Source organism: Lacticaseibacillus salsurivasis, assembly GCF_036246225.1.
GTDB lineage: Bacteria > Bacillota > Bacilli > Lactobacillales > Lactobacillaceae > Lacticaseibacillus > Lacticaseibacillus salsurivasis.
The window spans coordinates 58,941-84,002 of sequence record NZ_BTTP01000004.1; the positions used below are offsets into that span (position 1 = coordinate 58,941).

Consider the following 25,062-nt stretch of genomic DNA (forward strand, 5'->3'; position numbering starts at 1 on the left):
CATCTCCGTTCCTTATAGTTGTATAGTAGCGGTTTCGCCGTGGTGGTACAAGCGACCTGGGACCGAGTTTAACGGGTCTTACAGTATCGCAAGGTCAAAGCCACTGCTAATAAAATCTGTTATGATAAAACCAACTTGAAACAGGAGGCTTTCAGCATGCGAGTGGTCGACGTGGCACACCTGACAAAAATCTACGGGCATCGGTTAAATCGCGTCACAGCGTTGAATGACTTGAGTTTTCACATCGACGCCGGCGAATTTGTGGGCATTATGGGTCCCAGCGGTGCCGGCAAGTCCACCTTACTCAATACCATTGCCACGATTGATACGCCCACCAGCGGGGAAGTCATTGTGGCTGGGCAGAGCTTGAGTCAATTTTCCGAATCGGAATCGGCCCGCTATCGGCGCGAGCAACTCGGCTTTATTTTTCAGGAATTCAATCTGATTCCAGATTTAACCGTGGCGGATAATATTACGCTACCGCTGACCTTTGTGCCGCCGGTGCCAGATGATTTGGACGCGCGGCTGGCCCGCTTTGCCCACTTGCTCGGGCTCGAGTCGATGCTGACCCGTTATCCGGAGCAGCTGAGCTTAGGCCAGCGCCAGCGGGTGGCGGCAGCGCGCGCCATGATTAGCAATCCGGCATTGATTTTGGCAGATGAACCCACTGGGAGTTTGGATTCGATGGCCGCCACCGAACTGTTGCAGTATCTGACAAAGCTCAATCTCGAAGAGGATGTCACCATTATGATGGTGACCCATGATGCCTTTACCGCCAGTTTCTGCAATCGCATCATTTTCATTCGCGATGGCAGCTACTTTGCCGAAGTCACCCGGCGCGGACCACGGCAACAGTTCTTCGACAGCATTATCGACATGGAAGCGACCATTAATGGGGGAGGCAAGCGCCGTGGGCCGTCTGATACGTTCTGATTTTCACCGGTATGCCACCATCAATCGGCTGTATGTCGCCATGGCGGCGGTAATGGTCGCGCTTTTGTATGCCGTTTTGGCGTTAATTGAAGATGACACCTTATTTGCGGCGGCCGATCGGTATACCGAGGTCAGTGCGGCGGCGCCGTCAGTGTTGCTGGTGTTGTTAGTGGTGGCGCTGCTGTTCACCATTATCTTTTTACTCTATATGAATACTTTGCTCATTGAGCGGCGGGCGCGCTCAATTTCGGTTTACCGGCTTTTGGGCATGCCAGCTGGTCGAATCGGGCTGACGCTGTTTTACGAGTCGCTGCTGCTGGGCGCGCAAACGCTGGTGATCGGCTTTGCACTGGGGCTGCTCTTGTCCAAGTTCTTGGCGATGATGCTATTGCGGTTAATGGCACTACCCATGACAGTGGGGCTGTTGTGGCAGCCGCATGCGATGCTGGAGCTGGTGGCAGTGTTCACCGTGGTTTATGCGGTGATTGGCGTGATCAACGCCATTTACGTTGCGCACATTCCAATTGGCCGGCGCTACCAGTTGCCAGCCCAAGGGCTGCCGACGCGGGTCACTGGGTGGCGCATGGTTTGGGCCACGGTGGGCTGGGTGCTCTTGATTGGCAGTTACCTGGGTGCCTACAACCTCGTCCATCTGGCGTATGCCGTGTCGCAGAGCCGCTTTGGGCATGGTTACGTAGTGTTATGGACCGTGCTGGCAGTGGGGCTGGTGGGGCTGTATTTGGTGTTCCGTTATTCGCTGCCGACGCTGACCAGCCGGCTGGTGCGGTTGCCCTTTTTCCGGCATCATGCAGTGCGCCTGCTCACCATTACGAATTTGAACGAGCGGCTGCAGCGCAATGTGCATTCGCTGTTTTTGACCACGCTGCTGGCGACTGGCACCATCACCGTGCTGGGCAGCGGGGCGATTTTTTACCAGTTTGGGCAGGCCGGGGTCAATCAGAGCATCAGCATGGATCTGGTGGCCAGTCCGTACGGCTTGAAAACCACTTACCATGACCTCAACCCTAACTGGATCAAGCAAACCGTGGTGTTGCCGACGAAACTCGCTGCGGGCCGGCTGCACACGCAACACGGCCTGCCTGGGGATGGTGACGAAACGTTCTATAATGTCATTGCCTTGAGGGACTATCGGCGCATTGCCAAGGTGCAAAAAGGCCTGGCCAAGCTGACCCTCAAACCGGGCCAGGCGGTGATGGCCGTGTATGGGCGCTCACTGTATCAGCATACCTGGCTCAATCAAAGACGCCAGTGGTCGATTACACTGCCGCGCACCGGCCAAAAGTTTCAACTGCAATCCGTTAGCAACCAGTTCCCGCTGGGGGTCGATGGCTACTTTGACCGAGCGTTGATTGTCACCGATCATGATTATCAAGCGCTGGCGGCGCCGCGCGATCCAATGACCGGCTATCGACTCAAGTCTGGCAAGCAGGTTGAGGCCTTCGTGAAAAAGGCGGCTAATGCCAGCCGGTATGATTTTCTCAGTGGCAGTTCCAAGGCGCTAACCGGCGAAAAAAGCCTGCAGCTCAGTCAAACTGAACATGCAGGCAGTTATTCGCGCAGTGCGCTGCGGCTGAAAGGGCCGCTGCTGGCGCAAATGAATATGCTATTTGGGTTAGGCTTGTTCGTCGTCATTCTGCTGGGACTCATTTTTATGATTGCCACGGCCAGCATTTTGTTGATGAAGCAGTTAATCATTGCTTTTCAGGAGCGGCAAAGCCGGCAGATTATCCGCGCGCTGGGGATGCCAACGCGGGCGATGCACCAGATTATCAACTGGCAAACCACCCTGATTTTTGGCTTGCCGCTGGTGGTGGGCACATTCAACGCCTGGCTGATTATTCATTTCTTTAGCCTGTATCTGGACAATCCAGGCTATAGTTTGGTCGTCATGATTGTCTTGATTTACGCCCTCGTGTATGCCGGCTTCGGGGCCCTGACCGCGCGGCTGGTGCGGCGCTACTAGTCGGTGCCGGCAGCTTCGGCCGTTAGCGCTTTGGTCGGGTGATCCGGATCGACGATGGTATAAATGGCCCGGTGGTAGCCAAAACCTGCTTGCGCCCGCTGCGCGAAAGTCCGAACTGGCGCGTACAGCGGGGTATTTTGCGCGGTGTAGACGTCCAGTTTGCGATTCCAAGCGGAAAGCAGCAGATACTCCAGATGCGGATTGTCCGTTTCCATGAGCACCATGGCGTCGCAGCCTTCAAGCCGGTCGGCCTGGTCAGTGAATTCGGTCATTTGGCTCACGAACACGCCGGCCTCATCTTTGCCGAGTTTGAAGTACATCAGCGCAATATACCCATAGGCCGGAACTGTGCCATAATGGGCGAGAACGGTGCCACGCACTGGCGAAACAAAGGGAATCGCCCCTTTGAGATCCAGCAGGGCAAAATCGCGGTCTTTTTCCACATCTTTGAGCAGCCGCGTAGGCGTGGGTGCCTGTTTGGCAAATTGTTGCATGTAAGTTTGACTACCGAGAACGAGTTGCATTGTTTGGGTCATGAAATGGCCACCTCCATCTTCTTAGTATAGCGCTTACTTGATTGAAAGGAATGAAGAGCTTGAAATTAACAATTCTTGGTTATTTAGGCGGTTATCCCGACCACGGGGTGGGAACGAGCAGTTACTTGATTACCAGTGGCGATTATCAGCTGCTGATGGATTGTGGGTCCGGGGCATTGTTGGCGTTAGAAAAGGTACTGGATCCTAATCAGTTGGATGCGGTGCTACTGACGCATTACCACCACGACCACACGGCGGATGTCGGTGTCTTGCAATATTATCGCCAGTTGCACAGCGGCGATAAGAAGGTTTCACCGCTACCGATTTACGGTCACACTAAAGATCCGCTGAATTTTGCGGCATTAACTTTTGGGCCGTTTACGCAAGGGGTGGGCTATTCGGCCGAAGCCCCGCTCGACCTGGGGCCACTGCGCTTGACCTTCCTTGAAACCGAGCACCCGGTGCCGGCGTTTGCGGTACGGATTGAAGAAAAAGCGACCGGCCAAGTGTGGGTCAATACCAGCGATACACGGGCCTTCCCGCAGCTGGCGGCCTTTGCGCAAGGCGCAGACCTACTGCTGGCCGATACGAATTTTTTGGCGGATCACCCAGCCCCACTGTGGCACTTAACCGCGCCTCAAGCCGGTGAATTGGCTAAGGCAGCTCAGGTCAAGCATTTGCTACTGACCCATTTGCCGCAAGAACTGGCGCTGGCAACGCTGAAAGCCCAGGCGCAAGCCGCAGCGCCTGACATTGATGTGCTGCTTGCCAGTGACGTGCATGAACTCAATGGCAGTGACCTTGTTGGATAATTGATTAAAATAATTATGGTTATTGTATCGGTTTTGTATCGGTAATGGCTTAAGAAAACGCTTGGTTACTCGATTCTTCGCCAGTATCACTTATTGTTCCTTATATCACAATAAGAATGAGCACGAAAGCGAAAATTTATTTTTTAAAGATGATTGTTTTAGGCTACTTCTTTTCGTTATACTAGTACATGTAGAGAACAGAAGACGGGCACTAAAGAAGGAGCTGGCAATTATGATCATCTTATACGTGTCACCAAGCTGCACCTCATGCCGCAAAGCCCGGGCCTGGTTGCAAGAGAATAACATACCATTTGAGGAACGTAATATCTTTTCAGCGCCTTTGAATGGCATGGAAGTCAAACATCTCCTGAGTATGACTGAGGATGGAACGGAAGAGATTATTTCCACTCGATCCAAGATTTTTCAGGAGTTAGGAATCAAGATTGATGAGCTTTCGGTCTCTCATTTAATCAATTTGATTGTGCAATACCCTGGGCTGTTGCGCCGGCCAATTATCATGGATGATAAGCGGCTGCAAGTTGGTTACAACGAAGATGAAATTCGCCGCTTCCTGCCTCGTACCGTACGCGCCTTGGAACTGCAACAGGCGCAGCTACTCGCAGGGTTTTGAGCAGACGAATGACCGCTGGGAAACCGGTCCTCGGCAAGCACGCCGCTATGCTCGCCGAGGGCCGGTTTCCTTTTTGGGTGTTAGAGCGAGTCAGTGCTAGTGATGCAGTAAAAGTCTTTCTACTTCAACTTCTACATGTGTATGAAAGCTGATATGACAGAAACTTGCCAATCTGGAATGAACATAGAGAAATTCTGGATATCGACGTCAACGTCTCATGTAGGGCGGGTCAGCTGGAGCGGGCAGGGGCTCAGGGGTGAAATTGTTCTTAGCCAACTTGTTGGCTTAGAACAAGCCGCGACTTTGAGACTCGCAGAGGCTCAAAGCGCTGGCCACCCCGTTCCAGCCCCTGCCCGCGTAAGCTGACCTGCCCGGCCAAGAACAATAGGCTAAGTGCGGCGCCACTCCACAGCCTAGTCGCGCTGCGTGAGGCCAACGCCGGAGTGGCTAGCTACGCATGGCGCCTCGAAGCCCAAGAGCGGCTTCAAGACGCCATGCTAGGCTACCCATCCGGCTAACGGCGGCCTCACTCCGCAGCCTAATCGCGCTACATGAGGCCAACGCCTGAGCGATTAGCTACGCACCAAGCCTCGCCATCAAAAAGCGATGGCAATGCTTGGCGCTAGGCTACTCGTCAGGCTAAAACCGGCCTCATTCCGCAGCCTAGTTGTGTTGCATTCTCTAAGATTATGGCGTAGAATGCCGTGGCGATGATAAAATCTGCTATACTGTGGGTTAAACCAGTGTTGCAGCAAAGTGAGGTGCAGTCATCATGGAAATGGAACGCATTAACGATAATACGATCCGCGTATTGCTCGGCAACGAAGATTTGGCCGAGCGTGGAATCACCGTGCTTGACCTGCTCGGGAATCACAAACAAATCGAATCCTTCTTTTACAGCATTCTAGACGAGGTCGATCAGGACCACAGCTTTGCTGAAGACGCCGCCGTGACGTTTCAAGTGATGCCGAGCCAATCCGGCCTTGAGCTTTTGATTTCGCGCAGCAAAGATGAGAATAACGATGACGCGGATGGCATCGATGCAGACGAAGACAGTGCTAATGTGCCTGACTTCATTCGCCAGCAGCTGAATGAATTAGACGATGATGACGACGAGGCGGTTGACGAAGGCGGCTTTATCGATGCGAAAGCGGCTGATCAGACTGAAGTGGTCATTCGCCTGGCTTCTTTCGAAGACTTCATCAGCTTGGCCCAAGCACTGAGGCTGGAAGGCGCGGCGAGCGACTTATATACCTATCAGGATCGTTACTACCTGGTGCTGACCTTCTACGCCAACAAGGTGGCGCCAAGTGAAATTCGCGATCAAACTGCTGTGGCGGTTGAGTTTGGCGACAAGGTCAACTTATCCAGCGATGTGTTGTCTGAATACGGCAAGCTTTTGATGCCAACCAGCGCGCTGGAAACGGGACGTTATTACTTCAAAAAATAAAACCATTGGCCGGACTATGAATTGGTGTAGTCCGGCCTGTTTTATGCCCAGTCCACAAGGCTTTAGTTGACGGCTTACGGGAAATTGTGGTTCGATAAAGTTAAAGGTGTCAATTAATTGTCAGTAGGAGGTTCGGCCATGGCGAAACAGCTACGTTTTACCAGTGTCTTTGATATTATCGGTCCGGTGATGGTGGGCCCAAGCAGCTCGCATACCGCTGGTGCCGCGCGCATCGGCAAGGTGGTGCGCAATATTTTCGGCGAAACGCCGGAGCGGGTGGACATTTACCTGTATGAGTCGTTTGCCAAAACTTATCGCGGCCACGGCACGGATATTGCCCTGGTGGGCGGCTTGCTGGGCATGGCGCCAGATGATGCGCGGCTGCCGGATTCGCTGAAGATTGCCCATGAGCAGGGCATCCACGTCACCTTTATCCCGAAAAATGACAAAGTCGACCATCCCAACACGGCGCGGATCTCTTTGAGCAAAGGGGAACGCTCGATGACGGTGACTGGGGTTTCCATCGGTGGTGGGAACATTCAAATCTCCGAAATCAATGGCTTTAAGCTGTCGCTGAGCATGGGAACGCCGACGTTCATTACTGTGCATCAAGATGTGCCAGGCATGATTGCGGCGGTGACTGACATTTTCAGTAGCGCTCATGTCAACATCGGCACCATGACCGTGACGCGTGAGGCCAAAGGTGAAAAAGCCATCATGATCATCGAAGTCGATGATCGCAAGCCGGAATTAGCTGATCAGTTGCGGCAGCTACCGCATGTCGATAACGTCACATATTTCGAGTAGGAGGGCGCGCATGTTTTATACAGTTAAAGAACTGGTGGCGCAAGCCGAGCAGTTCGACAGTGTGGCCGCGTTGATGATTCAAACCGAGAGTGAAACCAGTGGGCGCACCCCGGAGCAGATTCGCGAACTGATGGGGCGCAATCTGGATGTTATGGCCGATTCCATCGCTGAAGGCATTGCCGGGGTGAAGTCCGTCACCGGTCTGACCGGCGGCGATGCCAAGCGGCTGGATGTTTATTTGGCTAGTGGTCGCAGTTTACTGGGGTCAGTGGCGCTGGCGGCGGTGCGCAATGCCGTCGCGGTGAATGAAGTGAACGCTAAAATGGGGCTGATCTGCGCGACACCGACCGCCGGCAGCGCTGGCGTGGTAGCAGGCACCTTGATGGCCGTGCGTGAGCCGCTAAAGTTGACCCGTGATCAGCAAATTGATTACCTGTTCACTGCCGGTGCTTTTGGCCTGGTGATTGCCAACAATGCTGGCATTGCTGGGGCAGAAGGTGGCTGTCAGGCGGAAGTCGGGTCGGCCGCGGCAATGGCCGCAGCCGCTTTGGTCTGCGCGCAAGGCGGCACCGCGGATATGGCGGCGCAAGCGGTTGCCATCACCATTGCCAACTTGATGGGCCTAGTGTGCGATCCGGTTGCGGGTTTGGTTGAAGTGCCGTGCGTGAAGCGCAATGCGATGGGCGCGGCTCAAGCCTTGACCTCCGCTGACATGGCGCTGGCCGGCGTGCGGACCGTCATTCCACCAGATGAGGTCATTGGGGCGATGAATCAAGTCGGCCAGCAAATGCCGAGCGCCTTTAAGGAAACCGCGGAAGGCGGTCTGGCCGTGACGCCAACCGGCCGCCGCATTCGCAAACGTATTTTTGGGGATGATTAAGCCATTGCTATGTGCGGAGTGCCGTTTCGTAAGCATGCAAAAATTGCCGCATCACCTGCAACAGGTGGTGCGGCAATTTTGTGTTTACTTGACGTCGAGTGCGGCCAGGGCCGCCACGCCAGCGGCTTTGGCCGCGATGATCAGACTATCCTCGTTGAGCAGAAAATCAGGGCTGTGATGCGGATGGGCCTGGCCATCAGGTACCGCACAGCCGATATAGAAGAAGAGGCTCGGTTTCTCTTGGGCGTAGTACGCAAAATCCTCAGAAGGATCTTGCGGGCCGCAGTCGAAAATGTCGCTGACTTCTGGCAGGGCCGCGGCTTTGAGCGCCGCCACAGTGCTGGTGGTGAGGGCTGCATCGTTGACCAAGACCGGATAATTATCGTCGTAATCTAGGTCTGCCTTGACCCCGAACATCGCTTCAATGCCGCCGATGATTTTTTCAATGGCGGCACGGACCGTTTTCCGCGTGGCTTCTTTCATCACCCGAACATCGCCTTTCAAGGTGACGCTTTGTTTGATGGCATTGTAGCTACCAACCCCATCGAATGAGCCAATGGTGACACTGGCGGTATCGAAGGGATCGATGCGCCGTGAAACCACGGTTTGCAGCGCAGTGACAAAATAGCTACCGGCGACAATGGCATCATTCGCCAGTTGCGGCATCGAGGCGTGGCCGCCTTTGCCGGTGAAGGTCAGAGTGAAGTTAGACCGGCCGGTTTGCGTTTCGCCGGCATGGTAGCCAATCGAACCAGTGGGCATACTGGACATCACATGCAACCCCAGCACCTGATCGATGTCGTTCAACACGCCAGCTTCAATCATGCCTTTAGCACCGCCTGGAGACACTTCCTCAGCGGGCTGGTGAATGATGCGAATGCTGCCTTTGAGTTGGGCTTTCAACGCGTTCAGCTCGCGGGCTAAGACCAGCAGATACGCGGTGTGGCCATCGTGACCGCAAGCGTGCATGACGCCAGGGTTTTGCGAGGCGAAAGGCAAGTCATTATCCTCCTGTACCGCCAAGGCATCGAAGTCCGCGCGCAGGGCGATGTGCGGTCCGGGATGCCCTGAGTCGATGTCAACGGCGAGGCCATAACCTTCGCCGTATGGTACCGGCGTGAGTCCGAGCTTGAGATAAAAATCGCGAATAGACGCTGCGGTTTCCTTTTCTTTGAATGAGACTTCTGGATGTTCATGCAAGTGGCGCCGAATCGCGATGATTTCGGCTTGACTCGCCTCCAGCCGCGCTAGCAGGGTTTCTTGTACAGTCATAGCAGTACCCCTTTCTTTGAATCAGCTCTAAGGACTGCCTCAAGCTTACGCCATTGAAGACCCTGAATGCACATAAAAAGGGGTGTGTGTCACCCCCCCTAGTAAAGTAGCTTAAGTTTTGAAGTTACAGCGTTTTAAGCTGGCCCTGGAAATCCGCAATCGTATTTTTGCCTTTGGCCGCCATTTCGGCAGTCAATTCTTGGCTGAGCCGGTCGAAGACACCAATGCCTTCAGTGGCCAAAATGCTCCCAACCGAAACGAGGCTGGCGCCGCACAAAATTAGCTCATACGCATCACGGCCAGTGGTCACGCCACCGGTACCGATAATGGCAATCTCTGGGCGCAACCGCTGGCGAAAGGCGCGGACGTTGGCCAGCGCAATTGGTTTAGCATACTGCCCACCAATGCCGCCAAACCCGCCTTTAGGTTTGATCAGCACTGTATCTGTCGCTGGGTCGATGAAAAGGCCATTACCTAGGCTATTGATGGAGTTGATGAACTGAAGCGGAAAATCATTCAGAATCGCGGCGACTTCATCGAATTGCGCGAGGTCAAAGTAAGGCGGCAACTTAACGCCGGCGGGTTTCGTGAAGATCGCAAAGATTGCCTGCAAAATGTTGCGCGTCGTGTCAAAGTCGTAAGCAATCTGCGGCTTACCTGGGACATTCGGGCAGCTTAGGTTGAATTCAGTTAGGCCGGTAAAGGCAGAATCTTCAATCTTTTGCGCTAGGACTGGGAAGTCCTCAGGCTTCATGCCGGCGACGGACAGAAAAATGGGTTGGTCGGGATGTTTGGCCTGAAAGGCGATGGCATAGTCGAGATAGTAATCGATGCCTTGATTAGGGAGGCCCATCGAATTGATGGTCCCTAATTGCAGCGGCGCAAACCGCGGTTCAGGATTGCCTGCGCGTGCTGCCAAAGTGCCGGTTTTGGTCACCAACGTGCCAGCGCTACTGGCGGCGACTTCATCAAGTTCCTGGCTGGTCATACAATGAACCCCGCTGGCATTCATAAAAACGTTGGCGAAGTGATATTGACCAAGCTGCGTTTGCAAATTTACCAAGATTAGCGCTCCTTTTCGATTGACTCAGACAGATAATCTCTGCTTATTTAACCACAAAACGCGGGAAATGGCTATGTCATGACAGGCTGCAAAGTTCGCCGTACTTAGCGCGACATCTTTCCCATAAAAATAGCCGACCGGTCGTCGACTAGCTCAATGAATTCAAAAATAAAGCCGCAATCGCGATGCTGGCTGCCGTTAAGGTGAGCCGTTTGGACCATTTTGGATCATGGCCGCGGAGCATCACCACCAGCCAGGCAACCAACCCGCCCGCTGCGACCACGATGCCACCAAGAAATAACCCCAGCGTGATCCGACCAATCATGGCGTCGGCTCCATGCCAGTTAAGTGGGCCAGCTGGCCGGCCATGCGCTTGATTTCATCGGGTGGCGCTTGCGGCAAGGTGAAATGCATCATCATCTGATGCGGATCGAAATCCTCGGTGACACTGACCAATGAATAGAACACATTGGGGTCATCAGTGTCAGGGATTGTATTGAGGGTATAGGCCTTCAAGGCAGCGGCATTTTTGGGTAAAGACTGAAGAAAGGAGGCTAAAACGCGGTAGGCGTAGTAAACCGTTTCTTGATAAGTAACGCCTTGCGCCGTGAGCTGGGGAATATTAACGAATTGAATCGTGTAACCATGGGCATTTTTCTCGTTGCGGGCCGCAAAGAAATAACGGCGCGTGGCCTTCGCCATAAAATCGCATCCTCTCATCTTGATTTCATTATAACATGGTTAGAGTCTATCGCAATGCACTTTTCAATCTCTCATTTTCATAATCAATCACGACTTTCACGGTTTTTTTGCGGCCCGCGCTTGCAAAATTCTAGTGGCGCCGGTATACTGAATCGTGTTGTTGCGGTTGTAGTTTAGTGGTAAAACTTCAGCTTCCCAAGCTGACGTCGCGAGTTCGATTCTCGTCAACCGCTGCAAGGCTGGTGCGGAGGCGTACCAGCTTTTTTATCGGCATGGAGAAAGAGGACGGCACCCAGACGTTTTCAGTGAGACTGCGGGCAGTGTGAGCAGTCAGCGGCAGGGGCCTGCGCGCTTTTGAGCCTAATTGAATCAATTGAGTGGACATTATTGTCAACAAGAGTGGTACCGCGGGGAAACTCGTCTCTTTCAAAGTGATTTTGAAAGTGACGAGTTTTTTTGTAGAAAGGATGAATGTACATGGATTTTAAACAACAAGTCGTTGACGCCTTGCATCACGCCATTGGCGATCAACTCACACCGGCAGAAATTTCGAACTTGGTGGAAACGCCTAAAACCAACGCCATGGGGGACTATGCTTTCCCAACCTTTGCCTTAGCCAAGGTATTCCGCAAGGCGCCCAAAATGATTGCGACTGATCTGGTGGCTCAAATCGACGCGACGCCGTTTGAAAAGGTTGAAGCTGTGGGCGGCTATGTCAACTTCTTCCTCGATAAAATCAGCTTTGCTAACAGCATTTTGACCACCATCGCGGCTGACCCAGCCCATTACGGTGACCAAACCTTGGGCACCGGGAATGTGCCGATTGACATGTCTAGTCCTAACATTGCCAAGCCCATGAGCATGGGTCATTTGCGGTCCACTGTGATTGGGAATGCTTTGGCCAACATCCTGAAGAAAACCGGCTATAGCCCCATCAAAATCAATCACCTCGGCGATTGGGGCACACAATTTGGGAAGCTGATTGTGGCCTACCGCAAGTGGGGCTCTGAAGCCGATGTGAAGAAGGACCCGATTCACTACCTCGTTCAATACTATGTCCAGTTCCACGAAGAAGCGGAAAAGCACCCCGAATTGGATGACGAAGCACGGCAAGTCTTCAAGCAGCTGGAAGATGGCGACCAAGAAGTTTACAAGCTGTGGTCCTGGTTCCGCGAAGAATCGCTGAAAGAATTCAACCGCATCTATGCCGAACTCGGCATCGAGTTTGATTCTTATAAAGGCGAAGCGTTCTACAACGATAAGATGGACGCCGTAACCGATGAACTTGAAGCCAAAGGGCTGCTCAAAGAAAGCCAAGGCGCCGAAATCGTCGACTTGACCAAGTACGACCTGAACCCGGCGTTGATTCGCAAGTCCGACGGCGCCACGTTGTACATGACGCGGGACTTGGCCGCGGCGATTTACCGGCATGACAATTACAATTTTGTTCAAAGCTTGTATGTGGTCGGGAATGAACAACGTGAACACTTCCAGCAGCTCAAAGCCGTGCTGAAGGAAATGGGCGATGATTGGGCCGACAATATTCACCATATTCCATTTGGGTTGATCACCTCTGGCGGCAAGAAGCTGTCCACCCGGAAAGGCAATATCATTTTGCTGGAGCAGGTACTGAAAGACGCCGTGGGCTTGGCCAAAGCTCAGATTGCCGAGAAGCATCCGGATCTAGCCAATGCTGACCAGGTAGCCCATGAAGTCGGCGTCGGCGCGGTGATCTTCCATGACCTGAAGAACGAACGGTTGGATAATTTCGACTTCAACTTGGAAGAAGTCGTGCGCTTTGAAGGCGAAACTGGACCTTACGTTCAGTACACCAATGCACGGGCCAACAGCATCTTAAAGAAGAGCAGTCAGGACCCCGCCGCCGAAGTGGCATTGACGGATCCTGCGGCTTGGCCAGTGCTGAAAGCCTTAGCTGACTATCCAGCGGTCATCGCCCGGGCGCTCAAGGCATACGAACCTTCCGTGATTGCCAAGTACGCTTTGAAGCTCGCCAAGGCGTTCAATCAATATTACGCGAATGTCAAAGTCTTGGTTGACGACGCCGAATTGCCGGCGCGGTTGGCCATGGTCCAAGCAGTGTCAACTGTGCTGACGGATGCCCTGCATCTGCTGGGCGTTGGTGCACCAGCCGAAATGTAACCAAGGAGGCAGCGAAGATGAATAAGACAGAGCGGCAAAGCTTAATGGCCAAAATCATTAACCAAAAGCCGATTGGCACCCAAGAGGAGCTGCTGGCTGAATTGAAACGCGCGGGGATTGACGCGACGCAAGCCACGATTTCCCGCGACATTCGCGAAATGCGGGTGGTGAAGGCGCAGGACGCCACAGGCAATCTGCGGTACACGGTTTTTCGCGGCGATTCTGCTTCCCAACTGGAGCGCCTCAGTAATTCCGTGCAAGAGGTGGGCCTGTCGATCACGCAAGTGCAATTCATGAACGTCATCAAGACGCTGCCTTCGAATGGTAATTTGATGGCGGCCATCATTGACGGCATCAGTTTTCCGCAAGTCGTGGGCACCATTGCTGGGCATGACACCATTGTGGTCATCAGCCCTGATGTTGAAAGCGCCGAGTGGTTCAATGCCGCTTATCATCGCGCGTTTGTCGATTAATCGTGGGCTGTGACAAAAGGCGATTTTGGGGCCGACATGTAGCCTAGCTAGTCACCTAGTTCGAATTTTGGACTCGGTGACTAGCGTAGCTACATGCTCGGCCTCGGCCTTTTGGCACGTAACTCTGCTAAAAGATTAGGAGTGGATTCTCGGGCCGTGACACTTGTCGCGGCCTGTTTATTTTGGCTAAAAAGGGGCAGCATCAGTGGCTGTCAGCGGCTTGCCGGTGAGGGGTTGCCGCCAGGTGAGACTGGTCGCATGAAGCATGAGCCGCTCAGCCGGCGCTGTGGGGCTATACAAAGGGTCGCCGATGATGGGATAGCCAATGGCGGCTAAATGCACCCGCAGCTGGTGAGTGCGGCCGGTGCCCAGCGTTAGCAGGACCCGGCTGCTGGTGGCAGTTTCCTCAAGCCGCTCAAAGTGTGTGAACGCAGGCAAGCCGTCCGCCCGCACCATCCGTTTGCGCTTGTCGTCGGGGTCTAAGCCAATGGGCAAGCTAATGTCGCCGCGGGCGGCAATGCCGCGGGGCACCAGAGCCTGGTAGCTGCGCGCCATGACTTTAGTCGCCAATTGCTGATTCAAGATGGCCTGACTTAAGGGGTCTTTGGCAATCAGCATCAAGCCGCTGGTGGCCATATCTAGCCGATGGGTGATGTAGGCCGGCTTGGGCGCCAAATAACCGGCGACCAGATTCATCACCGTCCCGGTTTCGTCGGGTTGGTTGGGATGCGGCTTCATGCCTGCCGGTTTGACCACCACGACAACGCTGGCATCTTCATACGCGATGGCCAGCTTGCCCAGTTCAGGCTGGTACAGCGGCGCGGGGGCGACAAACCGCAAAGTGACCGGCTCCCCGGCCATGACCGGCTGATTGAAAGGCCGATACTGGCCGCCAATCAGTACCCCTTCAGTCAGGCGCAGATGGGCTTGCCACCTTTTAGGCAGCTGAAGGGCGGTGAGGAGCGCGCGCACACTGGGCTGCGCTGACGCAAGTAAGTGAAACTCGAATTCTGGCATGACAGCTCCTTATAGAAATTCTAAAATCGGACGGAAGGCGGACAGAGCGCTAGGCAGGATATGCTAAAATAATCACAGCTATGACGCAGTTGCGTCATTTTTTTGAGAAAGGGGGCAGCATCATGGCAAATAGCGACTCCGCCTTTAAAACGGCGATGGGCAAAGCCTGGCAGGCGATTAAGTGGTTCTTTCGCCGCTTTCAAGTGATTCGCTGGGTCATTTTTCTCGGCTTGCTGGCTACCTTACTGCTCTCCACCTGGTTTACTTACAAAGCCAAAACAGCCAATGTGCAAGAAATCAAAAGCACCATGCTAACCAAAACCACTTATTACGACAACAAAAATCAAGTGGCAGGCACGTTCTATGGGCAAAAAGGGACCTATGTTGATCTCGATCACATTTCCGTTAACGTCCAAAACGCTGTGATTGCGACGGAAGACCGTAGCTTTTATTCCAACTGGGGCTTTGACATCAAGGGTATTTTACGGGCGTTGGTGCATCTCGTCATTAACCGCGGTCAAATCACCGGCGGCGGTTCCACCATTACCCAGCAGCTGGCGAAAAACACCTTGCTGTCGCAAAAGCAGACCTTCTTGCGCAAAGGCCAGGAAATCTTCCTCGCCGTGCAACTGACTCGAGTTTACTCTAAAAAAGACATCTTGACGATGTACCTCAACAACGCCTATTTCGGTAATGGGGTCTGGGGGGTGGAGGACGCCTCCAAGCGCTACTTCGGCAAATCCGCCTCGGCTTTGACCGTCGGCGAAGGCGCGACGCTTGCCGCGATGCTGCGTAGCCCCAGTTTTTATAATCCCATCGATCACATGGATAACGCCATTTCCCGGCGTAATTTGGTGCTCAGTCTGGAACAAGAAACCGGCAAACTAACTGCAGCGCAAGTCAGCGCGGCAAAAAATACCGGCCTGACCTTGAAAGATACTTATACCGCCGATAATCAGCAAAAATATCCTTATTTTGTCGATGCGGTCATCACCGAAGCCTATAAAGAAGATGGCATCAGTCAGGACGACATCGTCAACAAAGGCTACCGCATTTACACGACGCTAGATACCACTTACCAAACCAAGATGCAGGCCGCCTTTGACGCCGGCTATGTTTTCCCAAGCAATGCCGCAGATGGCACTAAAGCCCAGGCGGCTTCAGTGGCGGTGGATCCCAATACCGGTGGGGTGCTGGCCGTGGTCGGCTCGCGGGGGCCGCATGTATACTTGGGCTTCAACTACGCCACCCAGCTGCAGCGCCAGCCTGGCTCGACCCTAAAGCCGTTGATGGCTTACACGCCGGCCTTGGAGAATGGCTACTCCTACGACAGTGAACTCACCGACAAAAAACAGAGCTACGGTAAAGATCAATACACGCCAACCAACGAAGACGGCATTTACCGCGGTCAGATGCCAATGTATCAAGCGCTCGCGCTTTCAACCAACGCACCAGCAGTTTGGTTGATGGACAAAATTGGTCTGAGCAAAGGCGTGGCCAGCCTGTCCCGCTTTGGCTTGACCCTCGCGGATAAGGATAAGGTTCAACTGGGCTCGGTGCTTGGCGGCATCTCAACCGGTTATTCACCACTCCAACTGGCCCGCGCTTATGCCGCGTTCGCCAGTGGCGGGACGCTACCGGAAACGCATTTCATCCGCAAAATTGTGGATGCCACCGGCCGCACGGTGGTGAACAATGAACCCACCAGTAAACGCATCATGAAAAAGTCAGTCGCCACTGAAATGACCAGTATGATGATTGGGGTTTACAACGAAGGCACAGGGATTTATGCGAAACCATATGGCTACACCATCGCTGGTAAAACCGGCACGGTTGAAACCCCGGCTACCTGGGGCAACGGCAAAGGCGCTGAGGACTCTTGGGCGATTGGCTACACGCCAGATATCGTGGTTGCCACCTGGACCGGCTTCGCCAATACCAATGCCAGCCACTACCTCCAGCAAGGACAAGGCGCTTCCAAGCTGTTCAAACTGGAAATGAGCAATATCTTGCCGAACACGCCGCAAACGAAATTCAACACCACCGACGCTAAAGCCCGCGCCACCCTCCAGACCCCAGCCACCAGCGACGGCGGCGACGTCTGGTCCAATATCCAAAGCGGCATTCAAAACGGCGTTGAACAAGCCAAAGACACCGTCTCGAATTGGTTCAGTGGCCTCAAAGGGATGTTTAACTGATTGCGACCACCCGTCAATCCTTTGGCCGCCCAGTGGGTTCTCACCAGCTGCCAGCTCAAGATCAAGTGAGCTGAAAACTGTAACTTAGGGTCGGGTGCTGGAGCCGGCAAGGGCTCAGTGGTGAAATTGTTCTTAGCCGGTGGGTTTCCGGCTTAGAACAAGCCGCGACTTTGAGACTCGCAGAGGCTCAAAGCGCTGGCCACCACGTTCCAGCCCTTGCCGGCGGAAGCACCCGACCCGGCCATATCTTGTAATCGCGCTACTCGTCGGACTAAAACCACCGACCTTCGCAGCTTATGAAGAACAATTGCTCAAAGCGCGTTGGGCAGGTACAATGGAAAGACGAAGGCGCTTGCGCCGGTTCATAAAAATTGAAAGAGGTGCCTCATGGCAAACGTATACGATACCGCTAATCAACTGGCTGCTGATCTGAAGCAAAGCCAACAGTTCCAAGACCTGAAAAAGAGCTACGACATGCTCAAGCTTGATCCAGTCGGTTTTGCCTTGTTCCAACAATTCCAAAACCTGCAAATGACGCTGCAACAAAAGCAAATGCAAGGTCAGGAAATCAGTCAAGATGATGTGAAGCCGCTTCAGGACTTGTCCGAAAAGATGCAAAATATCGACGCCATCAAGGACTTGATGGCTAAAGAACAAGGCTTGTCTACGGTGATGGATGACATCAACCGCATCATTGCCCAACCGATTAGCGAAATCTATCAAGGCGAAGGCGCAGACACGCCAGCCGAGAAATAAGTAGTCAGCAAGAAGCGTCCAGGGTGGCGCTTCTTTTGCTTTGGCGCTGAGACTGGTACACTAAAGGCAACAGACACACAGATGGAAGGGTAAACAATGGCAAAACAAATTTTCGACTATGCCAATGGCGCCGAGCTGAAGTTGCCGGTGCTGGTCAAAGGCGCTGAAGTCCGCGTCGCCAAAAACGGCAAGAAGTTCATCGCATTCACATTCCAAGATCCATCAGGCCACATCACCGCCAAGTTTTGGGACGCGTCAGAAGACGACATTGCCCAATACCAGCCAGGCGTGGTGGTGCTGCTGTCGGGGAAGCGCGAGCTGTACCAAGGCAAACCGCAGCTGAAGATCTATACCTTGCGTCTGGCAACGCAGGAAGAAGGCAATGATCCCGCCAACTTTGTCGAGCATGCTCCGGAAAGTCAGGCGGATATGGGCGAAGAGCTAAATGACTTTATCTTCCAAATCACCAATGCCAACTGGAATCGCATTGTGCGGCGGCTGCTGGCTAATCACAAGCAGCAGTTTCTGACCTATCCCGCCGCCAAGTCTAATCACCATGCGTTTGCCGGCGGCTTGGCGTTTCACACGTTGAGCATTCTGCGCCTGGCTAAAAGCGTGGCCGGCCAATACAGCCAGGTCAACAAGTCGCTGCTGTATGCCGGCGCGATTTTGCATGATTTAGGCAAAACCATGGAGCTCACTGGGCCGGTATCGACCGAGTACACCATGGAAGGCAACATGATTGGCCATATTGTCCTGGTGGATGAAGCCATCGTCGAAGCCGCTCAAAGTCTGAAGATCGACATCCATGCGGAAGACATGATCATGCTACGGCATATGATTTTGTCCCATCACGGTTTGCTTGAATATGGTTCGCCGGTGCGGCCAGAATTGCTCGAAGCCCAGATTCTGCATGACCTTGATGAGCTGGATGCCAGCATCAATATGCTGTCAACGGCGTATCAGCATGTGGATCCCGGCACCTTCACCGAGCGGTTATTCGGAATGGATAACCGCCGCTTCTACCGGCCAACGAATGGCCAGACTTATCCGGATCCCAGTGCGGAGCGGTAATCCAACCACCATATCGACGACCAAAGCTGAGCCACGCTGCTCAGCTTTTTTGAATCTGAGGACAAAAAAAGCACGGCCAAGGTGGCCGTGCTGGAATTGCTTGAGTGATTACTTGGAGCTTGAGCTAGAGCCAAGGTAGACAGACAGGACGTTCTTAAGATCGGAGTCCTTGATGTTGACGTCGGCTTTGGTCAGCACTTTCTTGATGACGCCTGTCATGATGGTTTCATCACTTTCCCAGGTCTTGTACAGCTGGTCGGTGAGGTCCTTCTTATGATCGCTCATCTTGCCTTTAGCAGGCACTTTGATTGCGCGGATGATGTGGTAGCCGTAGCTCGTTTTAACGGCGGTAGTGGTGAAGTCGCCGGCTTTCTTCAGCTTGAAGGCGGCTGCCTTGAAGGTGGAGTCGAGCTGCGTGTCGGTGTTGTCAAAAGCGGCCAGCTTACCGGCAGTGGAAGCCGTCGCGGTATCGGTTGAGTATTGCTTGGCTAACTTCTTGAAGTTGGCTGCGGTGTTGTCCTTTTGCAGGGCCGCAATCACTTCTTTAGCGGTGTCTTCCTTAGCCACCAGGATGTGCTGAACCGTGATTTTTGGTTCATACTTCTTCCATTGCTTCTTCAGTTGCGCTTCGGTTGGCTTCTTTTGCGCCTTGAGGGCGGCTTCAGAGAGCAGGGAGGTCTTGATTTGGGCCTTGAAGGACTTTTCCGTCAAGCTGTTTTGGCTCAAAGCGGCGGCGAAGTCTTGGCCGGCATCCGTGTACTGTTTCTTGACGCTGTTGTATTGCTTGTTGACGGCAGCATCGGAAACTTTCTTGCCGTATTGCTGTTCAAGCGCCTTTTCAACGATCATGTTCCGCAAGGTGGCTTCACCACCGGTGCTGGAAGTCTTCATTTCGTTGTAAAATTCGTCCTTTGTGATCTTGGTGCCTTTCATGTTAGCAACTGTTTCGCTACCACTTGAGCAACCGGCTAATGACACAGCCAGTAAAATACCAGCGATGCCGGCGATCCACTTTTTCATACTGTACAGCCCACTTTCGATTTGTAATTTTGGTGCAACACTTTGTCTAATATACCACAATGCTTAAAGGCTCGAAGGGATTTCACAGAACCTTCATAATTTCAGTTTTGTACTGGTTCAACGGGTTTGGGGTCAGCCGCCGCGGCGTTGATGTCATCCATGGCCTCAGCGATGGTGTCCAAATGCGCCTGCATGGCTTTGGTGTGTGCCTCGGTTTGGAAGGCAAAATCCGTGGCACTATCGGTGATGTCTTTTAAGTTCGGGGCCAAGGTGGTTTGGATTTCTTGCTTCAAATCGCTTAGCGCATGGCCAAAACGGGTGACGGCATGTTGAACATCAGTGGTTGCGTGGGTCAAATCGTCCGAGTAGGTGACCATGCTTTGCAAGCGCTGGGGACCAGTCTTTTTCGCGGTCAACAAGCCGTATGCAACCCCGGCGATGGCGCCGAGCAGAAAACCAGTTTTGAATTTCATCAATCTTCAATCCTTTCGTGAATGGCAGCGGCGATGGCCTGCAGCTGCTTCGTGTCATATTGGTCGGTGTGATCGCCAAAGTGGATGGCAAAATCATCCTGGTCGGAGTAGCGCGGCAAGAGGTGAATATGAGAATGGAAGACGCTTTGATAAGCCACGGTGCCATTGTTGTTCATGATATTCATGCCGACAATGCGCGGGTCGCTGGCCTTGATCGCCTTGGCGATTTTAGGCACGCGGGAGAACACCGCAGCAGCCAGGTCGGCATCATAAGCAAAAATGTCTGGTACGTGCACCTTAGGTACCAGCAGGGTGTGGCCTGGTGTCACTTGGGAGATGTCAAGGAACGCTTTGACCACGTCATCTTCATAGACAGTGACGCTAGGAATGTCGCCTGCGATAATTTTGCAAAAAATACAGTCTTCAGCCATGGTGTTTTCCCTCTTTCGTAAACGTTTCGGTTATTTCCATGCTATCATAAAATCAAGTAAAAAGTAGCGGAAAGAGGACAGGCTTATGACATTGGCTTTGGAGAACGTGACCGGTGGTTATGGCAATTTGCCGGTGATCAAGAATTTGAGTTTTGAAGTCCCAGATGGCCAAATTGTTGGCCTGATTGGGCTCAATGGGGCGGGCAAGTCCACCACCATCAAGCACATCATCGGACTGCTCACCCCGATGCAAGGCGCCATCAAAATCGATGGCAAAACCCTGGCCGAGGCGCCTGAAGCCTACCGTCAGGCGATTGCCTATGTGCCTGAGACCCCGGTACTCTACCCAGAATTGACTCTGAAAGAGCATCTGGAGCTGACCATGATGGCTTACGATCTCGATGCTAAAACCACCTGGCCGCGGGTCAACGAAATGCTCGAACAGTTCCGCTTGGCCAATAAGCTCGATTGGTTTCCAGCCAACTTCTCTAAAGGAATGAAGCAAAAGGTGATGATTGTGGCGGCCTTTATGACCAATGCCCGGCTTTATATCATTGATGAACCTTTTACCGGGCTGGATCCGCTCGCCGTCCATGATTTACTGGATCTCGTGGAGCTAAAAAAGCAGGCCGGGGCCGCGGTGCTGATGTCGACGCATATTTTGGCGACGGCGCAGCAGTATGCGGATCAGTTTGTCCTTTTGAACAATGGCCAAGTCCGCGCCACTGGCGATCTGACGAGCTTGCAAACGCAGTTCAACCTGGCTGATGCGGACCTTGATGCCATTTACATGGCGATGACGAGGGAGGCATAAGCATGGGCACATTGTGGCGCACGCGTTTGCGGCAACATCAAAAACAACAGTTTAAATATCTGCAGCTTGTCTTTAATGACCATTTTGTCCTGGTGCTGGTGATTCTGGTGGGCGCGCTGCTTTATGGCTATAGTCAGCTAGTGAAAACGCTGGTGCCCGCCTGGTGGCTACGGCCGCTGCTGGCGCTGATTTTAACGGCGCTGCTGAGCTTCGGCCAGTTGGCCACGCTGGTCGCGCCGGCTGATGGGACGTTTCTACTGCCCCAGACTTCAGCTTTTGCCAAATTTCTGTTTAAGGCGCGCCGGTATAGTTTGCTCTTGCCAAGTGTGGTGTTGGCATTAGGGGCGTTGGCCAGTGTGCCGCTGCTGGCGGTATTGAAGATTGACCCGCTCAGTGGCGGACTGACATTGGCCGCGGCGCTCATCATTTTCAAAGACAGCGATTTGTGGCTGGCACTGATCAGGTCTTACCAAGCGGCTTGGCCAAGCTGGCTAAGGCGCGTGAGTTTGCTGGCGGTGGCCTTTGTCAGTGTGACGGGGTCGCTGTATTGGCATCCGGCCTTGGCGATGGTGGTGGCACTGGCACTGGATTTGACTTTGCGCTGGCGGATTGGCGAGCAGTTTGCGCCGGAGCGACTTGACTGGCTGACCCTGATTGCCAATGAAGGCAAACGGATGGATCGGCTGTATCGTTTCTACAATCTGTTTACCGATGTGCCCGGGCTGAGCGGTGGTGTGCGGCGCCGGCGGTGGTTAGACGGGATTGCCAAGCTCATTCGGCCCAATCACAGCCACACTTGGGCGTATCTGTACTGGCGAGGCTTTTTGCGGCAAACCACTTATCTGGGCCTTTACGTGCGGCTGGCCATTGTGGGCGCGGCGGTGCTGATGCTGCTGAAGACTTGGTGGCTGGCCGGCTTGGTTGGCATTTTGTTTGTGTATTTGGTGGGCTTTCAGTTACTCCCACTGGCCGGGGCTTACGACGAAAATGTCTTCGCCCAGCTTTACCCGGTACCAGCGGCGCAGCGGCCTCAAGCTTTTCGGCATCTGACCGGGGTGCTCCTCGGCATTTTGGCGGTGCTGCTGGCAGTAGGGCCGGCGCTGATGGGCCGGTGGTTGATTGCCGGTCTGGTTTTGGCCTGCGGCGCGGTGTTTGCTGGTGGTTTTGCTTACTGGTATGTGCCATGGCGGTTGCAACGCCACTAAAAAGCGCTGGCCAGCCGGTGAGGGCTTGACGTCAGCGTAGGGCCTTGGGTAAGATGAAGTATCTGATGGTTCGGTCCCGATTTTGGGGAAATTTTGGCCTTTGCTACAGGGAGCAGGGCCTAAGGAGGCGGCGGGCATTGTTTGATTTGGAACCAGGATGGTCGCTTGAGCCGATTGGTGGCACAACCGGCGGCGCCTTCATGGGCGTTTATGCCCACGAGAAATTCTTTTTAAAACGCAATGCGTCCCCCTTTTTGGCGGCCTTATCGGTTGAAGGCATTACCCCGAAGCTGATTTGGACCAAACGCATGGCAACTGGTGATATTCTCACCGCCCAGGACTGGGTTAACGGGCAAACGCTCAGCCGCACCCAAATGAATTCGGCGATGGTGGCCAAACTACTGGCTAAGGTCCACAATTCGGTACTGCTGCGTCGAATGCTCCGCAAAGTCGGCGGCCGCCCGCAAACGCCGAAACAGCTGGTGGATCACTATTTGGCTAATCTGGCCCCGGAATTGCGCCAGCATCCGCTGGTGCAAACCACTATTGCGGCGTTGCACCAGCTCCCGCCAGTCGCGAGTGACCTGCGGGTGTGCCACGGTGACCTCAATCACAAAAACTGGCTCCTATCCGACTCCCAGCAGCTTTACCTCGTCGACTGGGACCAAGCGAGCCTGGGCGATATCGCCTTTGATCTCAGCGTGGTCCTGATCAACTATGTGCCGCGCGGGGAGTGGCCCCAGTGGCTGGCTGCATATGGCTGCGAACTGACCGATGATTTACTGGCCCGCATCACTTGGTACGGCGAATTGCACTTGCTGCACGAAATTAATCAGCAGCTTGGCCAGCAGCGCTACACCGAAATGAACCAAGCCCTGCGCCAACTGCAGCAATTGATCAAATAATTAAACGGACCCGAGCCAAATGCTCGGGTCCGCTTCATGTCGAGGATAGATTAAAGGAGATTAACGATTTTATGCGATTAAGAAACAAACCTTGGGCGGCGCCGTTGATTGCGGCTAATCCGGATTTGATCAGTGTGCGGCCAATTGACATGGCCGGCAAATGGCAGGCCAAGTTCCGTCAGCAACAACCGCTCTACCTAGAAGTGGGCTCTGGCAAAGGTCAGTTTATTATTGAAATGGCCAAAGCCCATCCTGATCGCAACTACATTGCCCTAGAAATTCAGGAAGTGGCCATTGCGTACATCTTGCGCAAGCAGGTCGCCTTGCAGTTGCCAAATCTGCACCTGGTGTTAGGGGATGGGGCAGATTTGACGGATTATTTTGCGCCCGCTGAAGTGGCCGGGTTGTTCTTGAATTTCTCCGATCCATGGCCGAAGTCCCGGCACGAAAAACGGCGCCTGACTTATCGCCACTTTTTGCAGCAGTATCAAGCCATTATGGCGCCGAATGGGATTTTGCAATTCAAAACTGATAACCAAGGCCTGTTCGAATTCTCGCTGGTCAGCATGAACAATTATGGCATGGTGTTTGACTTGGTGGCGCTGGACCTGCATCACGATCCGCGGGTCACCGATAACATCGAAACCGAATATGAGCACAAGTTCAGCAGCCAAGGCGGGCGCATCTACGAGCTGGTCGCCCGGTTTCCCCAAGCTTAACGCTCAGTGCGATTAAGGCTGAGGATATTGCCGGATTCGCTGACTTGGAAGCGATAGATGTCATGGTCGGTGGTGACGCCGCCGCGGTAGCTGGCGACAATTTTGCCAGCCACCAGTGCGGCCTCTGGGGCCATCGTCATCCAGCCGCCGGTGATTTGGGCAGGCTCGACGATGACAGGTTTGATCTGGTTAAACAGCCGATTTGGTAGTAGGCGGTGCCAGTACAGGTGATTGAGTGCCTGCGCGCCGAGACCGACCAACGTGGCCGTCGCCACAAACGCTAGGGCTTGATGCGATTTTTTCATAAGGCAAGGCTCCTTCTTGTTTTCTTTAGTATAGCGGAAACTGTGCAGAAGGGCATTGCAAATTGGCTGGTAACGCCGTATAATTTCCTTATTAAAAGTTAGTAGGAGGCAAACATGAAAGAGTTTAGTTCAGACGCAGAAATCTTAACCGCAGCTAAGGCTGACGGCAAGCAAATGTTGTTCTTCACCGCCGGCTGGTGCCCAGATTGCGCCTTCATCAAACCGGCAATGCCTGAGATTGAAGCAGATTATCCAGACTATACCTTTATCAAAGTGGACCGCGATGATAATATTAAGGTCGCGCAAGAAATGGGCGTCATGGGAATCCCAAGTTTCATTGCCTTTGAAAACGGCAAGGAAATCGGGCGGTTTGTGAACAAAGACCGCAAGACCAAGCAGCAGGTCGAAGACTTCATCACGGGATTGCCAGCCTAAAACGTTG

Annotated in this window: 27 protein-coding genes and 1 tRNA gene; 18 read left to right on the top strand and 10 right to left on the bottom strand. The window is 53.5% G+C overall.

The annotated features are described in order from the left end of the window. Positions 1-156 precede the first annotated feature (156 nt). Together AAA927_RS04780 and AAA927_RS04785 are read left to right on the top strand one after the other, a co-directional pair. Positions 157-933 (top strand): ABC transporter ATP-binding protein, encoded by a 777-nt coding sequence (locus tag AAA927_RS04780; protein WP_338216219.1) that lies wholly within the window; start codon positions 157-159, stop codon positions 931-933. After that, positions 893-2,917, top strand: a complete 2,025-nt coding sequence (locus AAA927_RS04785) for an FtsX-like permease family protein (RefSeq protein WP_338216221.1) — start codon at positions 893-895, stop codon at positions 2,915-2,917. Before AAA927_RS04780 ends, AAA927_RS04785 begins: the two co-directional genes overlap by 41 nt. On the opposite strand, the gene AAA927_RS04790 is transcribed toward AAA927_RS04785, so the two are convergent. Further along, positions 2,914-3,453, bottom strand: coding sequence for a hypothetical protein (locus tag AAA927_RS04790; RefSeq protein ID WP_338216223.1), 540 nt, complete (start codon positions 3,451-3,453; stop codon positions 2,914-2,916). The genes AAA927_RS04785 and AAA927_RS04790 overlap by 4 nt on opposite strands. A gap of 59 nt (positions 3,454-3,512) precedes the next feature. Here AAA927_RS04790 and AAA927_RS04795 point away from each other — a divergent pair, with 59 nt between their 5' ends. From AAA927_RS04795 to sdaAA, 5 genes are all read left to right on the top strand, one after another. After that, the gene (locus AAA927_RS04795; protein WP_338216225.1) at positions 3,513-4,265 is read left to right on the top strand and encodes an MBL fold metallo-hydrolase; all 753 of its coding nucleotides are present in this window, start codon (positions 3,513-3,515) and stop codon (positions 4,263-4,265) included. A gap of 232 nt (positions 4,266-4,497) precedes the next feature. Then, on the top strand, positions 4,498-4,896 hold the full coding sequence (gene spxA, locus AAA927_RS04800; RefSeq protein WP_125582277.1) for a transcriptional regulator SpxA: 399 nt from the start codon (positions 4,498-4,500) through the stop codon (positions 4,894-4,896). A 772-nt stretch (positions 4,897-5,668) separates the two neighbouring features. Next, positions 5,669-6,346 carry an adaptor protein MecA gene (locus tag AAA927_RS04805; protein ID WP_338216229.1) on the top strand — a complete coding sequence of 226 codons (678 nt, stop codon included), beginning with the start codon at positions 5,669-5,671 and terminating at the stop codon, positions 6,344-6,346. Between the two features lie 138 nt (positions 6,347-6,484). Then, the gene (gene sdaAB / locus AAA927_RS04810) at positions 6,485-7,153 is read left to right on the top strand and encodes an L-serine ammonia-lyase, iron-sulfur-dependent subunit beta (RefSeq protein ID WP_204118116.1); all 669 of its coding nucleotides are present in this window, start codon (positions 6,485-6,487) and stop codon (positions 7,151-7,153) included. Positions 7,154-7,163: 10 nt separating this feature from the next. After that, on the top strand, positions 7,164-8,033 hold the full coding sequence (sdaAA, locus tag AAA927_RS04815; protein ID WP_338216232.1) for an L-serine ammonia-lyase, iron-sulfur-dependent, subunit alpha: 870 nt from the start codon (positions 7,164-7,166) through the stop codon (positions 8,031-8,033). An 84-nt stretch (positions 8,034-8,117) separates the two neighbouring features. Here the strand turns inward: sdaAA and AAA927_RS04820 are convergent, their stop codons facing one another. The 4 genes from AAA927_RS04820 to AAA927_RS04835 form a co-directional block, all read right to left on the bottom strand. After that, positions 8,118-9,305 (bottom strand): amidohydrolase, encoded by a 1,188-nt coding sequence (locus AAA927_RS04820; protein WP_338216233.1) that lies wholly within the window; start codon positions 9,303-9,305, stop codon positions 8,118-8,120. 124 nt (positions 9,306-9,429) lie between these two features. Then, on the bottom strand, positions 9,430-10,368 hold the full coding sequence (locus AAA927_RS04825; protein ID WP_338216235.1) for a dihydroorotate oxidase: 939 nt from the start codon (positions 10,366-10,368) through the stop codon (positions 9,430-9,432). A 148-nt stretch (positions 10,369-10,516) separates the two neighbouring features. Beyond that, positions 10,517-10,693 carry a hypothetical protein gene (locus AAA927_RS04830; protein ID WP_338216237.1) on the bottom strand — a complete coding sequence of 59 codons (177 nt, stop codon included), beginning with the start codon at positions 10,691-10,693 and terminating at the stop codon, positions 10,517-10,519. After that, complete coding sequence (locus AAA927_RS04835) at positions 10,690-11,070, bottom strand: hypothetical protein (protein WP_338216239.1); 381 nt, start codon at positions 11,068-11,070, stop codon at positions 10,690-10,692. Before AAA927_RS04835 ends, AAA927_RS04830 begins: the two co-directional genes overlap by 4 nt. A 162-nt stretch (positions 11,071-11,232) precedes the next feature. Here AAA927_RS04835 and AAA927_RS04840 point away from each other — a divergent pair. The 3 genes from AAA927_RS04840 to AAA927_RS04850 all read left to right on the top strand — a co-directional run bounded on the left by AAA927_RS04840 (position 11,233) and on the right by AAA927_RS04850 (position 13,703). Further along, positions 11,233-11,303: transfer RNA gene (locus AAA927_RS04840), tRNA-Gly, on the top strand. A gap of 244 nt (positions 11,304-11,547) precedes the next feature. After that, positions 11,548-13,230: an arginine--tRNA ligase gene (argS, locus tag AAA927_RS04845; protein ID WP_338216241.1), complete on the top strand. Its 1,683-nt coding sequence runs from the start codon at positions 11,548-11,550 to the stop codon at positions 13,228-13,230. Between the two features lie 17 nt (positions 13,231-13,247). Beyond that, positions 13,248-13,703, top strand: a complete 456-nt coding sequence (locus tag AAA927_RS04850) for an arginine repressor (RefSeq protein WP_203632457.1) — start codon at positions 13,248-13,250, stop codon at positions 13,701-13,703. A 186-nt stretch (positions 13,704-13,889) separates the two neighbouring features. On the opposite strand, the gene AAA927_RS04855 is transcribed toward AAA927_RS04850, so the two are convergent. Continuing rightward, positions 13,890-14,720, bottom strand: a complete 831-nt coding sequence (locus tag AAA927_RS04855) for an RluA family pseudouridine synthase (protein WP_338216245.1) — start codon at positions 14,718-14,720, stop codon at positions 13,890-13,892. A gap of 122 nt (positions 14,721-14,842) precedes the next feature. On the opposite strand from AAA927_RS04855, the gene AAA927_RS04860 reads away from it, so the two are divergent. The 3 genes from AAA927_RS04860 (at position 14,843) to AAA927_RS04870 (ending at position 18,748) form a co-directional block, all read left to right on the top strand. Next, on the top strand, positions 14,843-16,918 hold the full coding sequence (locus AAA927_RS04860; protein ID WP_338216247.1) for a PBP1A family penicillin-binding protein: 2,076 nt from the start codon (positions 14,843-14,845) through the stop codon (positions 16,916-16,918). A 387-nt stretch (positions 16,919-17,305) separates the two neighbouring features. Next, the gene (locus AAA927_RS04865) at positions 17,306-17,674 is read left to right on the top strand and encodes a YlbF family regulator (RefSeq protein WP_125582299.1); all 369 of its coding nucleotides are present in this window, start codon (positions 17,306-17,308) and stop codon (positions 17,672-17,674) included. Between the two features lie 96 nt (positions 17,675-17,770). Continuing rightward, positions 17,771-18,748: a 3'-5' exoribonuclease YhaM family protein gene (locus tag AAA927_RS04870; RefSeq protein ID WP_338216250.1), complete on the top strand. Its 978-nt coding sequence runs from the start codon at positions 17,771-17,773 to the stop codon at positions 18,746-18,748. 108 nt (positions 18,749-18,856) lie between these two features. Here the strand turns inward: AAA927_RS04870 and AAA927_RS04875 are convergent, their stop codons facing one another. The 3 genes from AAA927_RS04875 to AAA927_RS04885 form a co-directional block, all read right to left on the bottom strand. Continuing rightward, positions 18,857-19,768: a peptidylprolyl isomerase gene (locus tag AAA927_RS04875; protein WP_338216252.1), complete on the bottom strand. Its 912-nt coding sequence runs from the start codon at positions 19,766-19,768 to the stop codon at positions 18,857-18,859. Between the two features lie 101 nt (positions 19,769-19,869). Beyond that, the gene (locus AAA927_RS04880; RefSeq protein ID WP_125582304.1) at positions 19,870-20,241 is read right to left on the bottom strand and encodes a YtxH domain-containing protein; all 372 of its coding nucleotides are present in this window, start codon (positions 20,239-20,241) and stop codon (positions 19,870-19,872) included. Beyond that, entirely contained in the window at positions 20,241-20,672 is a 432-nt protein-coding gene (locus tag AAA927_RS04885) for an HIT family protein (protein ID WP_125582306.1), read from the bottom strand. Before AAA927_RS04885 ends, AAA927_RS04880 begins: the two co-directional genes overlap by 1 nt. Before the next feature lie 85 nt (positions 20,673-20,757). On the opposite strand from AAA927_RS04885, the gene AAA927_RS04890 reads away from it, so the two are divergent. The 4 genes from AAA927_RS04890 (at position 20,758) to trmB (ending at position 24,315) form a co-directional block, all read left to right on the top strand. Continuing rightward, positions 20,758-21,486 (top strand): ABC transporter ATP-binding protein, encoded by a 729-nt coding sequence (locus tag AAA927_RS04890; RefSeq protein WP_338216256.1) that lies wholly within the window; start codon positions 20,758-20,760, stop codon positions 21,484-21,486. Between the two features lie 2 nt (positions 21,487-21,488). Further along, positions 21,489-22,691 carry an ABC transporter permease gene (locus AAA927_RS04895; protein ID WP_338216258.1) on the top strand — a complete coding sequence of 401 codons (1,203 nt, stop codon included), beginning with the start codon at positions 21,489-21,491 and terminating at the stop codon, positions 22,689-22,691. 137 nt (positions 22,692-22,828) lie between these two features. After that, positions 22,829-23,596 (top strand): phosphotransferase family protein, encoded by a 768-nt coding sequence (locus AAA927_RS04900; protein ID WP_338216260.1) that lies wholly within the window; start codon positions 22,829-22,831, stop codon positions 23,594-23,596. A gap of 71 nt (positions 23,597-23,667) precedes the next feature. Continuing rightward, positions 23,668-24,315 (top strand): tRNA (guanosine(46)-N7)-methyltransferase TrmB, encoded by a 648-nt coding sequence (gene trmB / locus AAA927_RS04905; protein ID WP_338216261.1) that lies wholly within the window; start codon positions 23,668-23,670, stop codon positions 24,313-24,315. Here the strand turns inward: trmB and AAA927_RS04910 are convergent. Next, entirely contained in the window at positions 24,312-24,620 is a 309-nt protein-coding gene (locus AAA927_RS04910) for a hypothetical protein (RefSeq protein ID WP_338216263.1), read from the bottom strand. The two genes, trmB and AAA927_RS04910, sit on opposite strands and share 4 nt — an antisense overlap. Before the next feature lie 114 nt (positions 24,621-24,734). On the opposite strand from AAA927_RS04910, the gene AAA927_RS04915 reads away from it, so the two are divergent. After that, positions 24,735-25,055: a thioredoxin family protein gene (locus AAA927_RS04915; protein WP_125582316.1), complete on the top strand. Its 321-nt coding sequence runs from the start codon at positions 24,735-24,737 to the stop codon at positions 25,053-25,055. The last annotated feature ends 7 nt before the right edge of the window (positions 25,056-25,062 follow it).

Coding starts and splice junctions, on each gene's coding strand:
- AAA927_RS04890 (WP_338216256.1), top strand. CDS start 20,758: ATGACATTGGCTTTGGAGAACGTGACCGGTGGTTATGGCAATTTGCCG.
- AAA927_RS04910 (WP_338216263.1), bottom strand. CDS start 24,620: ATGAAAAAATCGCATCAAGCCCTAGCGTTTGTGGCGACGGCCACGTTG.
- AAA927_RS04870 (WP_338216250.1), top strand. CDS start 17,771: ATGGCAAAACAAATTTTCGACTATGCCAATGGCGCCGAGCTGAAGTTG.
- trmB (WP_338216261.1), top strand. CDS start 23,668: ATGCGATTAAGAAACAAACCTTGGGCGGCGCCGTTGATTGCGGCTAAT.
- AAA927_RS04805 (WP_338216229.1), top strand. CDS start 5,669: ATGGAAATGGAACGCATTAACGATAATACGATCCGCGTATTGCTCGGC.
- AAA927_RS04880 (WP_125582304.1), bottom strand. CDS start 20,241: ATGAAATTCAAAACTGGTTTTCTGCTCGGCGCCATCGCCGGGGTTGCA.
- AAA927_RS04875 (WP_338216252.1), bottom strand. CDS start 19,768: ATGAAAAAGTGGATCGCCGGCATCGCTGGTATTTTACTGGCTGTGTCA.
- sdaAA (WP_338216232.1), top strand. CDS start 7,164: ATGTTTTATACAGTTAAAGAACTGGTGGCGCAAGCCGAGCAGTTCGAC.
- AAA927_RS04915 (WP_125582316.1), top strand. CDS start 24,735: ATGAAAGAGTTTAGTTCAGACGCAGAAATCTTAACCGCAGCTAAGGCT.
- AAA927_RS04860 (WP_338216247.1), top strand. CDS start 14,843: ATGGCAAATAGCGACTCCGCCTTTAAAACGGCGATGGGCAAAGCCTGG.
- AAA927_RS04895 (WP_338216258.1), top strand. CDS start 21,489: ATGGGCACATTGTGGCGCACGCGTTTGCGGCAACATCAAAAACAACAG.
- AAA927_RS04830 (WP_338216237.1), bottom strand. CDS start 10,693: ATGATTGGTCGGATCACGCTGGGGTTATTTCTTGGTGGCATCGTGGTC.
- argS (WP_338216241.1), top strand. CDS start 11,548: ATGGATTTTAAACAACAAGTCGTTGACGCCTTGCATCACGCCATTGGC.
- AAA927_RS04790 (WP_338216223.1), bottom strand. CDS start 3,453: ATGACCCAAACAATGCAACTCGTTCTCGGTAGTCAAACTTACATGCAA.
- spxA (WP_125582277.1), top strand. CDS start 4,498: ATGATCATCTTATACGTGTCACCAAGCTGCACCTCATGCCGCAAAGCC.
- AAA927_RS04785 (WP_338216221.1), top strand. CDS start 893: ATGGGGGAGGCAAGCGCCGTGGGCCGTCTGATACGTTCTGATTTTCAC.
- AAA927_RS04820 (WP_338216233.1), bottom strand. CDS start 9,305: ATGACTGTACAAGAAACCCTGCTAGCGCGGCTGGAGGCGAGTCAAGCC.
- AAA927_RS04850 (WP_203632457.1), top strand. CDS start 13,248: ATGAATAAGACAGAGCGGCAAAGCTTAATGGCCAAAATCATTAACCAA.
- sdaAB (WP_204118116.1), top strand. CDS start 6,485: ATGGCGAAACAGCTACGTTTTACCAGTGTCTTTGATATTATCGGTCCG.
- AAA927_RS04835 (WP_338216239.1), bottom strand. CDS start 11,070: ATGGCGAAGGCCACGCGCCGTTATTTCTTTGCGGCCCGCAACGAGAAA.
- AAA927_RS04855 (WP_338216245.1), bottom strand. CDS start 14,720: ATGCCAGAATTCGAGTTTCACTTACTTGCGTCAGCGCAGCCCAGTGTG.
- AAA927_RS04865 (WP_125582299.1), top strand. CDS start 17,306: ATGGCAAACGTATACGATACCGCTAATCAACTGGCTGCTGATCTGAAG.
- AAA927_RS04885 (WP_125582306.1), bottom strand. CDS start 20,672: ATGGCTGAAGACTGTATTTTTTGCAAAATTATCGCAGGCGACATTCCT.
- AAA927_RS04780 (WP_338216219.1), top strand. CDS start 157: ATGCGAGTGGTCGACGTGGCACACCTGACAAAAATCTACGGGCATCGG.